The 14,286-nt window shown below is 52.2% G+C and carries 13 protein-coding genes; 4 read left to right on the forward strand and 9 right to left on the reverse strand.

Annotated features, from left to right (window positions below; genetic code table 11):
- From IGR76_08795 to IGR76_08805, 3 genes are all read right to left on the reverse strand, one after another.
- On the reverse strand, positions 1 to 479 hold a 479-nt coding region (locus tag IGR76_08795), incomplete at its 3' end, for a cytochrome D ubiquinol oxidase subunit II (GenBank protein MBF2078604.1).
- A 227-nt stretch (positions 480 to 706) separates the two neighbouring features.
- Positions 707 to 1,030 carry a thioredoxin gene (gene trxA / locus IGR76_08800; protein ID MBF2078605.1) on the reverse strand — a complete coding sequence of 108 codons (324 nt, stop codon included), beginning with the start codon at positions 1,028 to 1,030 and terminating at the stop codon, positions 707 to 709.
- A 415-nt stretch (positions 1,031 to 1,445) separates the two neighbouring features.
- Complete coding sequence (locus tag IGR76_08805; GenBank protein ID MBF2078606.1) at positions 1,446 to 2,525, reverse strand: PIN/TRAM domain-containing protein; 1,080 nt, start codon at positions 2,523 to 2,525, stop codon at positions 1,446 to 1,448.
- A gap of 285 nt (positions 2,526 to 2,810) precedes the next feature.
- Between IGR76_08805 and IGR76_08810 the strand changes: the two genes are divergently transcribed.
- Complete coding sequence (locus IGR76_08810) at positions 2,811 to 4,097, forward strand: coproporphyrinogen III oxidase (protein MBF2078607.1); 1,287 nt, start codon at positions 2,811 to 2,813, stop codon at positions 4,095 to 4,097.
- Here IGR76_08810 and IGR76_08815 read toward each other — a convergent pair.
- The 3 genes from IGR76_08815 to IGR76_08825 all read right to left on the reverse strand — a co-directional run bounded on the left by IGR76_08815 (position 4,094) and on the right by IGR76_08825 (position 6,316).
- Positions 4,094 to 4,816 carry a hypothetical protein gene (locus IGR76_08815; GenBank protein ID MBF2078608.1) on the reverse strand — a complete coding sequence of 241 codons (723 nt, stop codon included), beginning with the start codon at positions 4,814 to 4,816 and terminating at the stop codon, positions 4,094 to 4,096. The two genes, IGR76_08810 and IGR76_08815, sit on opposite strands and share 4 nt — an antisense overlap.
- A 12-nt stretch (positions 4,817 to 4,828) precedes the next feature.
- Positions 4,829 to 5,230 carry a hypothetical protein gene (locus IGR76_08820; protein ID MBF2078609.1) on the reverse strand — a complete coding sequence of 134 codons (402 nt, stop codon included), beginning with the start codon at positions 5,228 to 5,230 and terminating at the stop codon, positions 4,829 to 4,831.
- Positions 5,231 to 5,734: 504 nt separating this feature from the next.
- Entirely contained in the window at positions 5,735 to 6,316 is a 582-nt protein-coding gene (locus IGR76_08825; GenBank protein ID MBF2078610.1) for a pyridoxamine 5'-phosphate oxidase family protein, read from the reverse strand.
- Positions 6,317 to 6,447: 131 nt separating this feature from the next.
- On the opposite strand from IGR76_08825, the gene IGR76_08830 reads away from it, so the two are divergent.
- From IGR76_08830 to IGR76_08840, 3 genes are all read left to right on the forward strand, one after another.
- Positions 6,448 to 7,041: an alpha/beta hydrolase gene (locus IGR76_08830; protein ID MBF2078611.1), complete on the forward strand. Its 594-nt coding sequence runs from the start codon at positions 6,448 to 6,450 to the stop codon at positions 7,039 to 7,041.
- 220 nt (positions 7,042 to 7,261) lie between these two features.
- Entirely contained in the window at positions 7,262 to 7,660 is a 399-nt protein-coding gene (locus IGR76_08835) for a hypothetical protein (protein MBF2078612.1), read from the forward strand.
- 132 nt (positions 7,661 to 7,792) lie between these two features.
- Positions 7,793 to 8,287: a DUF4168 domain-containing protein gene (locus IGR76_08840; GenBank protein MBF2078613.1), complete on the forward strand. Its 495-nt coding sequence runs from the start codon at positions 7,793 to 7,795 to the stop codon at positions 8,285 to 8,287.
- 80 nt (positions 8,288 to 8,367) lie between these two features.
- On the opposite strand, the gene opcA is transcribed toward IGR76_08840, so the two are convergent.
- The 3 genes from opcA to IGR76_08855 form a co-directional block, all read right to left on the reverse strand.
- On the reverse strand, positions 8,368 to 9,702 hold the full coding sequence (opcA, locus tag IGR76_08845; protein MBF2078614.1) for a glucose-6-phosphate dehydrogenase assembly protein OpcA: 1,335 nt from the start codon (positions 9,700 to 9,702) through the stop codon (positions 8,368 to 8,370).
- Positions 9,703 to 9,723: 21 nt separating this feature from the next.
- Positions 9,724 to 11,253, reverse strand: a complete 1,530-nt coding sequence (locus IGR76_08850; protein MBF2078615.1) for a glucose-6-phosphate dehydrogenase — start codon at positions 11,251 to 11,253, stop codon at positions 9,724 to 9,726.
- Positions 11,254 to 11,440: 187 nt separating this feature from the next.
- The gene (locus IGR76_08855) at positions 11,441 to 14,215 is read right to left on the reverse strand and encodes a cation-transporting P-type ATPase (GenBank protein MBF2078616.1); all 2,775 of its coding nucleotides are present in this window, start codon (positions 14,213 to 14,215) and stop codon (positions 11,441 to 11,443) included.
- Positions 14,216 to 14,286 lie beyond the last annotated feature (71 nt).

Consider the following 14,286-nt stretch of genomic DNA (forward strand, 5'->3'; position numbering starts at 1 on the left):
TACTTAAATTCAATCAGCTTGGGATCACCCATGATGTGGGGATTTGCGCCTTGCTCGAAGGGCAATTGAATATTGAGGCCAAAGGACTTCTCTGCCCCGGCACCTTCATTGCCCGCCTCCATGATGCCCCCGCCTGCCCCGGTCATCACCATGAATCCCTGAGCCGTAATACAGCGAGCAAAGTCCACGGCCATCTGGTATTCCGGGTTGGAGGCCGAAATTCGGGCGGAACCGAAAATGGTCACTTTACGGACATGGCGATAGGGATAAAACACCCGAAAGGCTCGCTCCATATCCTGTAGAGCCGCACTCAGGATTTTCCAATCCAGGCGATCGGCTTCGACTTCTGCCATACCAACCAACACGGAGAGCGCCCGCTGGATCAGCTCACTGTGGGGCATCCCTGGCAATTGATCCAGTAAATGGTTAACCTCATTACGCAGAGCCGCTAGATTAGAAGAAGAGGTTGATGGAACCATAGTGATCTCAGAAGGAGTGGCATTCTATTTTAGCGAGATTTTAGGCTCCCTGTAAGTTACGGGGCGATCGCCCCACGTTCTACACGCACTAAAAAAGCCTTGATAAAACTTACCAAAGCTTTTCATGCTATAGCTAGAAACTTCAGGGCGAGGAGGATTTACCTCCTCTCAATCTGCGGTCACCATGAAACAAAATGTTGGAAGATCTAATGCTTCATACACCATGCCTAGAGATACTTTTCCAGCGTATTGGCGAGAGTCATCTTTGGCACAGCACCCACAACCATATCGACACGCTGACCACCTTTAAAAATCATCAGAGTGGGAATGCTACGAATGCCGTACTGGCTCGCCACGGCTGGATTTTCATCGGTGTTAACCTTAACAACTTTAACTTGACCCGAATATTGCTCAGAGATTTCGTCAACGACAGGAGCAACCATTCGGCAAGGACCACACCACGGTGCCCAAAAATCGACCAGAACAGGGAGCTCGCTCTCAAGAACTTCTTGCTTGAAGGTGGAGTCTGTAACTTGCGCGGCTTCTGACATTCCTCAATAATCCTTGCTCAATCTACCTTTGCAGAATTCTACCATAGCGAAAACTGGGTTCCGAATGCTACTTCAGGGCTGAAGCAGACACAATAATTGACAAATCCCGCAGATACCGAACAAGCTCCTTTGTTTGGTTCGATGCAGTCCCTAGATGAGCCTCTATGTGAAATCCCAGCTAATTTTTCCATTATTTTTGATCAGTCTTCCATGCCGGGATGCAAGGCTTGATATCAGCACGTAAGCCATAAGAAACGCCTGAACAATATGTCCAGGCGGAGTGTGGTGTGAGGAGTGAACGGAAACATTTGTCTCCGCCATCTTTATTATAATGACACGAACTCAGAAATAGTTGGATGTTCTATTGACAACATATGGTGATTTCATCAACGAAATTGGGGATAAGCAGCGATCGCTAGGCGATCACAGACGCTTCCGGTTTCGCGAAAATCATGCGCCCTGCCGAGGTCTGCAACGACCCTGTAACCACCACTGCAAGCTCATCTCCAACGTAATCACTCGCCTCTTCGACCACCACCATCGTGCCGTCATTGAGGTAGCCGATTCCCTGGGTGGGTTCCTTGCCAGGTTTGAGAATCTTAATATCGATGCTATCTCCCGGTGCATAGTTTGGCCTGACCGCCTGAGCGAGATCGTTAACGTTTAAGACCGTCACTTTCTGAAGACTGGCAACTTTGTTGAGGTTGAAATCATTGGTCAGCAGCGTACCGTTAATTTCCTGCGCTAGCCGCACCAATTTGGCATCCACCGTCGCGATATCGTCGTAATCCGCCGGGTGAATCACAATCCGTTCTGGATGGGTCGCCTGAATCCGATTGAGGATATCTAACCCGCGCCGCCCCCGAATCCGCTTTTGATCATTGGAGGCATCGGCCACCCGCTGAAGTTCGAGCAGCACAAACTGGGGAACCAAAACCTGACCCTCAATAAAGCCCGTATCCAGCAGATCCTCAATCCGTCCATCAATGATGCAGCTTGTATCGAGAATTTTCGTCGTTGCCGGACGGAGCGTTCCCTCCGCAATCAGCATAGACTCGACGCTGTGGGGATTAATCAACCGCAGGAGCGTCCGTCCGTGGGTGTCAGCTAAGTTGATGCCGGAGAAAGCAAAGATCAAACTCGCGAGAACAGCCGTTAGAGGTTTGATAAAGGCAAAATCGTCGGGAATGGGGAGCAAAAACAGGGGAGCCAGCATTAAGTTTGCGATCAAAAGCCCCAAGACCAAGCCCACCGATCGCCCCAAGAGGATATCAACAGGCATCTCCCGAATTTGTCGCTGAATTCTGCGATAGCCTGCTTGGGCCACCAAGCCAATAGCAAACCCGATTAATCCGCCAAAACCAGCAATCACAACACTCAACCCTTCCAAGTTGCTGACTTGGCGAAGGGCATCATCTGGAAGCAGATCAACGCTGTAAAAGCCTATCCCTACCCCTGCTAGAATGAAGGACAAAACTATGATGGCATCAAGCATAGTGGCACTCTGCACTGGGATGTATATGTATTGCGTTCCCGCACTTGGACAAATAACACTGATGCATCAGCGACTTTGCAACTTAGGGCGGGATTGTTCAGATATTAGCTTTGATGTCGTCAAATTGACACCGTTCGCTTCTTTAAATCCACAGTCCAAAGGCTGAAATTGTCGATAAGTGGGGATGATATCTGCAATAAAACTTAGCTTTACATCATCATTATATCCTCCCAGTCAAAATAGCTTTGGAACTGTGCTGAACTTAAACTGGCAGGGCGATCGCCCATGATTTCGTTATCGAGCACCTTTAAAGGCAATTCTCCAAACGAGCGCACCTATCCGCCCTCACCCACGGCAGCCTATCTCCACATTCCCTTTTGCCGCCGTCGCTGCTACTACTGCGATTTTCCGATTGTGGTCGTGGGCGATCGCCCGCCCCTAGCGCGTCAAGGTCAGCCATCCTACGGTGTGATTGACCAGTATCTTCCCGTACTTCAGCAGGAAATTCGAGCCACGCCCTCCCTCGGCACACCGCTGAAAACCGTTTTCTTTGGGGGTGGTACACCTTCGTTACTGACGGCTGAACAACTCAAGGCATTAATGGACACTCTGGATCACCAGTTTGGTCTAGAACCAGATGCGGAATGCTCCATCGAAATTGACCCAGATACGATCAAACCGCAGCAACTAGCGGGATACATTGATGCAGGTATTAACCGAATTAGCCTGGGTGTACAAGCCTTTCAGCCGAAACTCCTCGCCGCCTGCGGACGCACCCACAGCCCCGACGATATTGACGTGGCCGTAGGGCTAATTCGGCAGATGGGTGTGACCAATCTCAGCTTGGATCTGATTTCCGGCTTGCCCAATCAAACGATGGATCAGTGGATTGAGAGTTTAGAACGGGCGATCGCCCTAGAACCGACCCATATTTCAGTCTATGACCTAATCGTGGAACCCATGACCGCCTTTGCCCGCTGGTACGAACCAGGACAGTCGCCTCTTCCATCGGACGAACTGACCGCCGAGATGTACCGCACCACCTCAAATCTTCTGGCGCAGGCAGGCTTTGAGCATTACGAAATTTCCAACTATGCCAAACCGGGCTACCCGTGCCAGCACAATCGCGTGTATTGGGAAAACCGCCCCTATTACGGATTCGGCCTGGGAGCCGCCAGCTTTATCCACGGGCACCGGTTCACCCGTCCCCGCAAGCGACAAGCGTATGAGGAATGGGTGCAAGGTTTGACTGAAACGCGTGTCATACAACAGGTTCAGACCATGGGCGATCGCCTGTTGGATACGCTCATGCTGGGACTACGACTGGCAGAAGGGATAGATCTAACCGTAATCGCAGCAGACTTTGGCGACGCAATCCTGAATCGCCTGCTATCCGTAGTCGCTCCGTTTCAAGAGCAGGGATGGGTCGCGGTGGATGCCCCAAAGGAGGGAAAAGAAGCCCAGGCGCAACATCTCCGACTCACTGATCCAGAGGGTTTTCTCTTCTCGAACGTTGTCCTAAGCACCCTGTTCGAGGCGTTTATGGATGAGGATTCGGTTTTGCGTGCCTAGTTCAATCTCACAATCATTTCCCGCACCGCCAACTCCATCTCCTGAAATGCAGGCGTATCTGAAGGGAACAATTGCTCTCCCATCACAGATTGGTACTGTTCCGTGAGGCCAGCATTCTCCACAGTCGAACCCAGACGCAGGATTAGGTTTTCTTTGTAGGGTTCTAAAACGGTTCCATCCAGAATCATTGTGCCGCCATAGTCCCAGCCAAAGCCATATAGCTCAAATTCCCCCAATTTTTCCCGTAGTTCCGATAAAGACGTACCCACGCCAATCCCAGGATCAACCTGCCACGCCACGCCAAAATCCCGAACGGATTGCACCGCCGTGCGGCTTTCGTCTGTCCAAACCACGGAAAAGGACTGTGCCCCTTGATTCACCCGTGTTCCGGGGGCAACCATGCCTTCACCCAGATGCACCTCCACAGGCTCAAGACTATCCACTCCGTAGAGTGCCACCAAATCGTCGTAGGTCGTTGTAGCCGTTACCGCTCCAACGCGATCGCCCGGAACGATGGTGGTATCGAGTTCGGGGGTATCAAGCGAAGAGGAATCCGCCGGATTTCCCATGCTCTGCGCTTGGGATTCCGTGGGTTGCGGAGTCACAGAGGGTTGGGACTCAGACAACGAACAAGCCGATAGGAACAGACTTGCAGCGAGGAGTAAGCCTGATGCCCGATACAGGGGTTGAACACCAGCGTATAAGCGAATTGTCGTCACAATCTTGACCGTCTAGGGTACTGTTTGCGTCCATCGCCATAGGGGATGGCTCTGACCCTGTTGACGAATTTTTAGCGCCTGCTGTTTCAGGCGCTGACGCTCAGAGGCGGGCAAACCAAACAGGATGGTGCGACTTTGAACAATTAGCACCGCTACCGTCATACCCACACACAAGCCCAGTCCTGCCGCCGCTAAAGGGTTGAATTCGAGGGCAAACCGAGCAGCAGCCCAGGTGAAATACTGGTGCATGAGCTGAATATCATGGCGGAACGTCCACAAACTCCAGACTCCGACCGTTAGCCACAACAGGCCAACCACAACCCACCGGGCATAGATCGTCAGTTCGTAGAGGCGCTGAATATCTGTCTCCAACGATGGATCAAGGAGTTCAGGGCGATCGCCTGATTCAGAAATGGGTGCAAAGTCGTCCATACGGGTGATGACTGAATAGACCGTGTCCCCAACCTAACATTTTTGACCTGCCCTGAACCTTAAAACCGACTGGGAAGGGCGATCGCTCCTCTGCCCAAACCCACTCCTAACTCAAGCCATAAAAAAGCAGTCCCCCGGGATGGACCGCATAGAGCATGATTCAATCTGCAAGTTAGTCTGAAAGTCATTTTAGTACATATATACTATTTTAGCAAGTTATATCTAAATTCTGTTAAGCAATGATCCATCTCAGATAGCTAGGGGCGGATTTTGCCCTCGCCCCTGGTATGTGCTGGGTTCTGTCTGCTAAACCCGCCCGTACAAATCATGGGTATTCAGGCGGATTTGCTATGAGGCGGATTCGTTCCGTTCAATCAGCAGCGAACCGTCATACCCAAAAAGTCAGCTATGGATAAAAGGCTGAATTCCCTGATGGTGAAATGCATTCACAACTCAAAACTGAGAACTTAAAACTCAAAATTGGTATTAGGGATTCACAGGTTGAGTCTGCCACTGTTCATCCATGCGCGTGTACAACGTGCGGTTTTGCGGATCTCCTTTGAGTTCCAAATGATCCACCTCTTCCGGGTCAAGCAGCAACAGACAAAAGGTATCGAGGGGTTGGACAGGATCGGGGGTGGGGGGCGAGAACGCCTCCTGAGAACTGCGGGGATTGCCGGGATGCGGCCACGCAAACTGAAGACGGGCACTGTCCGATAAGGCCACCCACTGCTGCTGACGCGCCCGTTGTAACGCCCTATCGCGGTGATCCGCCGACACGAAGTTTAAAGCCCCACGCAGGCGAAACTGTTCGCGGCTTTTCGGAAAATACCAGCACACTTCTGCCCAGGGGTTCCCTTGGATCTGCCCAAACTTATAACTGCGGCGATCGGTAATAAACTTAAGCTGATTTCCAGGTTCTAAAAACCCGCGAAAAACGACCGTGCGATTGGCAGGGCGACCGCTGGGTTGAACCGTTGCTAACTGCACATAGCGAGCATAGACCAGGGAACGGTTGCGATGCAGCGCACGGGCAAGGGGCGATCGCCAAGGGGCAAGAGCAGACATAGCCAAGCATTCCTCAAATCACACACGTTACCGCAATGTCAGAATAGGCAAAGGCAACTTTTTTGCAAATCACTCGTCAGTACTCTTTGCCGTAGGATTCCTTGCGGTTGTCTAGTTCTTCGTAAAGCATTATGACCTTTTCTCTTCCCCTTCGGTGTGCTAGCGGTTTATTGCTGATGGCGTTGAGCGCTATTGGAGCCGCCGCCCCTGCATTGGCTGCCGATACGATTGTCTTGACCTACGGTGTACTGGAGGCATCCATTTCGGTTGACGAGCTAACCACCTTTGCCGAAACGGGGGAGCAGTCCAGTCGGCTTAAGCGCTACGTGCGGATGTCGGGACAAGAACCGGGAGAGATTCGCCGGACGCTGACCCGCGAAGTCGAAATTGATGGGGTCACGCTGGATGCCGCCCTCAATAATCCGATCGGCGAAGCTGCCCTCGATCAGGTTGGGGACGTGATTCACATGCGCTCAGGCTCGGCCAATCGACAAGCGCTGCGTTCCGCGTTGGTACTCTCTGCGAGTGATGACGATAAACTCAGTCTGTTGGAAGTGATGCAGAACTATCCCACCTCGGAGGTGATGGTAGACGGGAAACGGTTGGCCTCCGCCTACGAACGTATTGCCGATTTGAGCGATCGCGCCCAGGATCTGATGGATCTGCTCAACATCGACTTACTGAACCTTTTGGGGCAGACAACACACTCGCTCTGGGGACGTTAATAGGATTATCGTTGTTGCAGTTGTAGCAGACGGTGCGCTGTCATTGCCAAGCCTCATCGGTACGCATGCTGCCGTTGAAAAATGATGCTATGGTCTTCTGTGATACCCGTGCTAGGGGTAGAAACCTGTAATTCGCGCATTACCTCCCATGTCCAAGCGTTCGTTGTCTCAATAATCATCGCTAGCCTTTGCCAGTGATAGTTCTAAACCTTTTCAAGCGTTGGTTTCTCAGCGCCGGATCCGCAGCAGCGCGGCTGGCAATAGCTTGGATACCGCAACGTCAATTCCGGCCTACAGGGGCGAACAGACCTATCGCGATCGGGTCAGCGCGAAGAGTCCCGATTTTTATAAGCTCCGATTCCTGGATGAGAGCGATATCAATGCTCTATTTCGTAATCGATCGTCATCGACCCTCCTGATCACCGCCTTGGATCGGGATGGAAATCCTGCAAGCTTAGGGGGTACAGATGCCAAGCTCAGAGTTCGGGCGGGCAAGTCTGTTCCAATCGCCATTGTTGAGATTCCCTCTGGAACCTACTACCTCAAGGTATCGACTAGGGGTGGGGAATCGGCATATCGTCTAAATATTGCTATTGAGCGTTCCTGCGGATGCGGCTGAACCAGCCCAAGCATGAGCCTCTAGCAGAAGATGGGCAAAATTTAAAGCAAATCTGGAACTTCTCCCCTCAAAAACTATTCAAAGACAGTGAGCATAGATGTTCACATGTTTCGGCAAGGTCAGTGTGAAAGTATGATTACGTTCCATCGTCACGGGTTTCAATTCCGTCTCTCCAAAGGTCTCAGCCAAGGGTTAGTGGTGCTAGCGTTGGCTGCGGGTGGTATCCTGGCAGATGCAATTCCAACCTTTAGCGTCTCCTCCGGTCTCCAATTCGGCTCCGATGCCTACGCTCAGTCTGCGGTCAGCAGCAACGAGCTCACCAATTACGCGCGATCGCTCCTCGTGATTGAACCCATGCGTCAACAGGCATACGCCGATATTCAGGATATTGTCGGGGCTGGCAACGTGCCCTCCATCGCCTGTCATCGTCCCGATAGCGTTGATAGTTTGCCGAGCAATATCAAACCCATTGCCCGCAATTACTGCGATCGGGCGATCGCCGTTGTAGCAGAGAATAACCTCACCATTCAACGGTTTAACGAGATTACGGTCTTCCTCAATCAGCAGGGCAGCGATTCGGATCTGCACAATCGCCTAGAGCAAGAACTGATCCGCTTACAGCAGTAGCCAACTTGAAAAAATCCCCCACGCCAAGCGTGAGGGACGGGTTCATAATGCACGTATCCAGCAGGTGATGCCCTCTATCCCTAAGCCCTAAGCTTTAGAATCTCGGCAGTGACAGCCAAGCTTTCTTCGTAGAGAACATCGCGCCCCCAGCGACGAAGCTGGCTACTCATGAGTTCTTCCGCTTTCTGGTCGGACAACGTCGTGACCTGCTCCGTCCGGCAATCCTGGGCACTGCCGCCCGCCTCCATCCGCATACAGCCCGTTGACTCCGAGCAGAGGATCGTACAACAGTCTGCCTGAAGGTTTGTAGAGGTCAGCCGCAAGCCCACTAAATCGCCGCTGATTTCGCCCCAATCAGCGGTGGGAATGGCCGCTAATTCCGCATCGATAATGCGTTGGTGGGAGTTTTCAAACTTAACGTGTTTGATATCGTAATCGCCGCCCGTTTCGATAAATTCGATCGGTTTCCACTCTAGGCGACTGGCTAGCCATCCCAAAAACATTAGCGCTTGGGCATCGTTTCCTTTTTCATAATCAATCGAAACTTGATCAACCTCTACAAGTGCCGCGCGGCGTTCAGGGGGATCAAAGGCCGCCGCCGTCAGTTCTTGCCAAGGAAACAGCCGATGCCAGTTCAAGTCAGCGATGTAAATATCTGACTCAATTAGCTCATTCATTTTGGTCAGTTCAGCCTCGGCATCACTGAAGTAACTGGAATCCACGATGATGCAGTTTGCAACGGTGGACAAGCACTTAAACAGTTCTTGCTCTGGGTTGGGCGTTGCTTTCCACCAGACGAAGCGAGGTAGATCGGGAATCATCAGCGACTCAATCAGGTCGGCCACCCGTTCTAGTGCGGCTTTCGTGCCCCGTAAGGTGATGTACTCGCAGCAGACGAGGTTGCTACCCGCGCTGCTTTTCTGCACCGGACAATAGGCCGACACTTGAGCTGTAACCCCCGTATCCTCGCCCATGACGGGACAAAGGGTAATAATGCGACAGGGATTTTCAGCAGCGATCGCCTCGCTAATGCTAAACCCGCGCATATCAATATTAGGAATCACGCGATCGCCCGGTGACTTGTCCGCCACTTCTGACCGCAGGCGATCGACGGTTTCAGGATCCATACGCCCCGTAATCCGCAGGCCGTAGTGCTTTTGAGCATCACGGATGGCTTCTTTGGTCACATTGCCGTGGATACCGTCAATCGGGCCGTCGTAGAAACCAAGTGTTGCCAAGATCTGCTGAAACTCTTCTGGTTCGTAGACAACCATGCTGAAGGTCGCCGCTCGGATAGCCACCGGGGTAGTGCGATCGCCCGAATTTTGGCTGAGCCAGATTTTACTCAGCTCGGCCTCAATCTCATCGAGCGAGATATCAATAGGTTTTTGGAGCGCAACAAGGGGAGTACTCATAGCCTTATAAGAGTCCTTTAATTACAACCGACGCCAATTTCGACCATCCTGGTTTAACAACATCTCTGCCTCAACTGGCCCCCACGTTCCGGCTTCGTACAGCGGAATCGCAGCGGGATCACTAGGCGCATCCCACACCTCCAGCAGCGGGGTTAACAACCGCCACGACGCTTCCACCTCATCACCACGGGTAAACAGCGTTTGATCTCCTAACATACAGTCAACGAGCAGCCGACTATAGGCATCCGTATTCGGTTGACCAAAAGCGGCATCGTAGCGAAAATCCATATTTACAGAGCGAGTCCGGAGTGAAGTTCCAGGCGTCTTCACCTCAAAACGCATGGAAATTCCTTCATTCGGCTGAATCCGCAACGCCAGCACATTACTGTTCATCTGCTTCGCCGCCGACTGAAACATAATGTACGGGACTTCTTTGAACTGGATCGCAATTTCCGATACCTTCTTAGGCATTCGCTTACCCGTTCGCATGTAGAAAGGCACGCCTTTCCAACGCCAGTTATCAATATTGAGCTTCAGCGCGGCATAGGTTGGGGTTGTAGACATGGGCGACGCCCCATCTTCCTCACGGTATGCTGGCACATTTTGTCCTTTCATCCAACCGTTGGTGTATTGTCCTCGGGTGGCCGAACAGAGCAGATCGTCCACATCCGCGAGGTGAGTCGCCTGAAGCACTTTTACTTTTTCACTCCGAATGCTATCGGCATCTAGGGAGTTAGGAGGTTCCATCGCCGTCAGGCAAAAGAGCTGCATCAGGTGGTTTTGCACCATGTCGCGCAGTGCCCCTGAGGTTTCGTAATAGCCTGCCCGTCCTTCCAAACCCACTGTTTCAGCTACCGTAATTTGCACATGATCGACAAACTGACGATTCCAGAGGGGTTCAAAAATGGCATTGGCGAAGCGAAACACCAACAGATTTTGTACCGTTTCCTTACCAAGATAGTGATCGATACGATAGACCTGTTCCTCGGCACACACCTTTTGCACCACTCGGTTCAGTGCCTGGGCTGAGGCCAAATCATGCCCAAAGGGTTTCTCAATCACAAGCCGCTGCTTGCTGGGATTACTGAGCATTCCGGCTGCGCCAAGTTGCAGGGTTGCTTCGGCAAAAAATCGCGGTGCCACCGAGAGATAGAAGACACGATTTCCCCGTGTGCCCCGCATTTCGTCAATTTCGTTCAGCAACGCGTTCAGGTTTTCGTAGCTGCTAGGGTCGTCCATATTGCCAGGGCAGTAGAACAGTCCTTTCGCAAAATCATTCCAAATTTCTTCAGACTGAAGGCCACCACCAAACTCTTCCACACCTTGGCGCAGGTGCTCACGGAAGTAGTCATGGCTCCATTCACGGCGGGCAACACCAACAATGCTAAGTTCGGGGGGCAGTCGTCGCTCTAGCTTCATTTGGTAGATAGCTGGAACCAGCTTGCGCTGAGTGAGATCGCCGGATGCACCAAAAATAGTCAGGATTTGGGGTTCTGGCACCCGATCTTGCTGGAGGCCAACGCGGAGGGGATTTTCGAGAAGAGTAACCATAAGGACATTTCAGAGACTTAGGACACGGGTCAGCAGAGGGATGCTGGAGGTATCACAACCGGAGTTTGTTACGTTGTAGTGTAGTTCAAGACTTTCGGAATCCTAGGAAAGCGAAACGGTTTATTCAGATTCCGCCCGAAATATGGGGGTAAGGCGTATCAGTGGATACTTTATGCGCTTGATCATCTCAACGGTCGCTAGGCTGCTTTCCCTTGGCACTGACTTGGGGGGGATCTATCCAACTCACCCAAAGCGCGGTTGGAATCATCGGTAGCATGGGAATTAGGCAAATCAGCCATTGCTGCCATGTCAAGGGGGCTGTAGCAAAGAGGGTATTCATCACTCGCCACTGGCTGAAGAGCACTTGCAGCACCACAGCAGCAGTAATTCCTAAAAGGAGGATTGGAGCAGGGGCGATCGCCCCCGTTCGCCCTCGCACATACTCAACGATATTTATCCCGAGTTGGCTAATGCTAATCAAATACACAATTCGTGCCGCTACCAGCGCTTGAATTGCCATGGTTCGTGCCACCGTAACGTCCCCCGTCGTAGACGTTGCCCATTCAAAGATTCCAAAAATTAAAGTCCAATTGAAGACGGATACTACCAGAATGCGGCGGAGCAAGTTTGGAGTGAGTAACGGTTCATTGGGGTCGCGAGGGATCTGTTGCATCGTCCCTTGAGATTTCGGTTCAAACGCGAGGGGAACGGTCATGGTGATTGAATTAATCATGTTTAGCCAAAGCACTTGCAAGGACAGGATCGGCAGCGTCCGTGCGAGCAAGGCACTGATCAAAATGGTCATGGATTCTCCGCCATTCACAGGCAGCAAAAAGGCGATCGCCTTCCGCAAGTTCTGATAAACAGTACGACCTTCTTCCACGGCAGCTTCGATAGACGCAAAATTATCATCGGTCAACAGCATGTCCGCCGATTCGCGGGCGACTTCCGTTCCGCCTTTCCCCATCGCAATGCCAATATCAGCCTGTTTGAGTGCTGGGGCATCATTGACTCCATCCCCCGTCATCGCAACGATATGACCCTGGGCTTGGAGGGCTTCTACGAGTTGGAGTTTTTGCGCTGGGGCAACTCTCGCAAAAACAGATCCTTCGGCAGCAGCGGTTTGGATTTCAGACTCGCTCATTGGGGTAAGCTGCTGCCCCTCATAGGCAATCACGCCAGCAGCAGTTTGAATTCCCATCCGTTGGGCGATCGCCCGAGCCGTGGCAACATGATCGCCCGTAATCATCTTGACTTGAATCCCCGCAGACTGACAGGCATGCACCGCGGCGATCGCCTCTGCACGGGGCGGATCAATCATGCCTTGCAGCCCCAAAAATACTAAATCAGTAGCGATGTCTTTATGATCGATCGCATGCTGATGCTCGGCCCTCTTCTGAGCAAACGCTAGCACCCGTAACCCCTGACCTGCCATTGCCTCCACCTCGTGCTGAATCTGGGCTGAAGCCAGAGCGATCGCCTGCCCCTGCCCATCCAGCATCTGGGTACACCAACTGAGCAGTGCTTCTACCGACCCCTTGACATAAATCATCCGCGACGCAGCATCTTGCAGGGTGGCCATATGTTGATAATCAGACTCAAAGGGAATCGCATCTAACCGAGGTATCGCCGCCATGAGTCCCGCTTGACTCAGCCCTGCTTTCTCCGCTACGGCAATCAACGCGCCCTCCGTTGGATCTCCCACCACCGACCAATCGACTCCAGTTTGCTTCAACTGGGAATCGTTGCAGAGAACGCCTGCAACCAAGCACTTTTCTAACGCAGGGGGCAATTCGGCAACATCGAGCGACGTCTCATCGCCGTTGGGTTGATTCACCCGAGAAATGTCGCCTTTAGGACTATAACCACCACCACTGACCCGATACTGCTGTTGACCTGCATAAATGGCTTGAACCGTCATCTGGTTTTCGGTCAATGTCCCAGTTTTGTCAGAACAAATAACCGTGGCACTGCCCAACGCTTCCACGGCTGGTAATTTACGAATAATGGCGTTTCGTTTACGAATAATGGCGTTTCGTTTCGCCATGCGGTTTACCCCAATGGCCAACGTAATCGTTACCACCGCAGGTAAGCCCTCCGGAATGGCACTCACCGCCAACGCCACGGCGGCCTCAAACATATCAATCCAGGACTCGCCTTGCCCCAGCCCAACTACAAAGGTGAAGGCCGCTAAAGTCAAGATGACATAGAGCAGAACACGGCTAAATTTCTCAAATTTACGAGTCAAGGGCGTGCTTAGGCTGACTCGATTTTCCATTGACTGAGAAATCTGTCCCACCTCTGTCGCATTAGCGGTTGCGACCACAATGCCTTGCCCCTGCCCAAAGGTAACAAAGCTGCCAGCGTAAGCCATGTTTCGCCGTTCGGCAAGCGGGGTATCCACCGGGAGAACCTGAACACCCTTCTCCACTGGAACCGATTCCCCCGTGAGGGCGGATTCATCTACCTGTAAATTGCGGACTCGCAGGAGCCGCACATCTGCCGGGACTTTGTCCCCTGAGGTCAGCATCACTAAATCCCCTGGTACCAAATCTCGCGAGGGAATCCGTAGCGGTTGACCGTCTCGCACCACAGTGGTTTCAGTCGTGACCGCCTTTGCTAAGGAAGCGATCGCTCCCTCCGCCTTGGCCTCTTGCACGTAGCCAATGATGGCATTGATCAGGGTTACTCCCCAGATCACCGATGCGTTAGTCCAAGAGCCCAACAACGCCTTCACTATCCCGGCTAGGAGCAAGATGTAGAGCAACGGCTGATGAAATTGCAGGAGAAAACGTAGCCATGCAGGTTTTCCAGGCTTAAATTGCAATTCGTTCCAGCCATACTGTTCATAGCGGCGTGCCACCTCCTCAGGCATTAATCCCGTCTCTGCAAGGCTGCCAAGCTGTTCAAGAATATCCTGGTCAGACAGGGCATGATAGGGGTGGGATTGAGCGAGCATCACATCCTCCACTGAGTAGATACTTTTAGAGTGGGATCCAGTCCCCACCCCTATACCTTAACCATCTTGCAGTC

The organism is Synechococcales cyanobacterium T60_A2020_003, from assembly GCA_015272205.1.
Lineage (GTDB): Bacteria > Cyanobacteriota > Cyanobacteriia > RECH01 > RECH01 > JACYMB01.

Coding starts and splice junctions, on each gene's coding strand:
- trxA (MBF2078605.1), bottom strand. CDS start 1,030: ATGTCAGAAGCCGCGCAAGTTACAGACTCCACCTTCAAGCAAGAAGTT.
- IGR76_08805 (MBF2078606.1), bottom strand. CDS start 2,525: ATGCTTGATGCCATCATAGTTTTGTCCTTCATTCTAGCAGGGGTAGGG.
- IGR76_08810 (MBF2078607.1), top strand. CDS start 2,811: ATGATTTCGTTATCGAGCACCTTTAAAGGCAATTCTCCAAACGAGCGC.
- IGR76_08825 (MBF2078610.1), bottom strand. CDS start 6,316: ATGTCTGCTCTTGCCCCTTGGCGATCGCCCCTTGCCCGTGCGCTGCAT.
- IGR76_08830 (MBF2078611.1), top strand. CDS start 6,448: ATGACCTTTTCTCTTCCCCTTCGGTGTGCTAGCGGTTTATTGCTGATG.
- IGR76_08840 (MBF2078613.1), top strand. CDS start 7,793: ATGATTACGTTCCATCGTCACGGGTTTCAATTCCGTCTCTCCAAAGGT.
- opcA (MBF2078614.1), bottom strand. CDS start 9,702: ATGAGTACTCCCCTTGTTGCGCTCCAAAAACCTATTGATATCTCGCTC.
- IGR76_08850 (MBF2078615.1), bottom strand. CDS start 11,253: ATGGTTACTCTTCTCGAAAATCCCCTCCGCGTTGGCCTCCAGCAAGAT.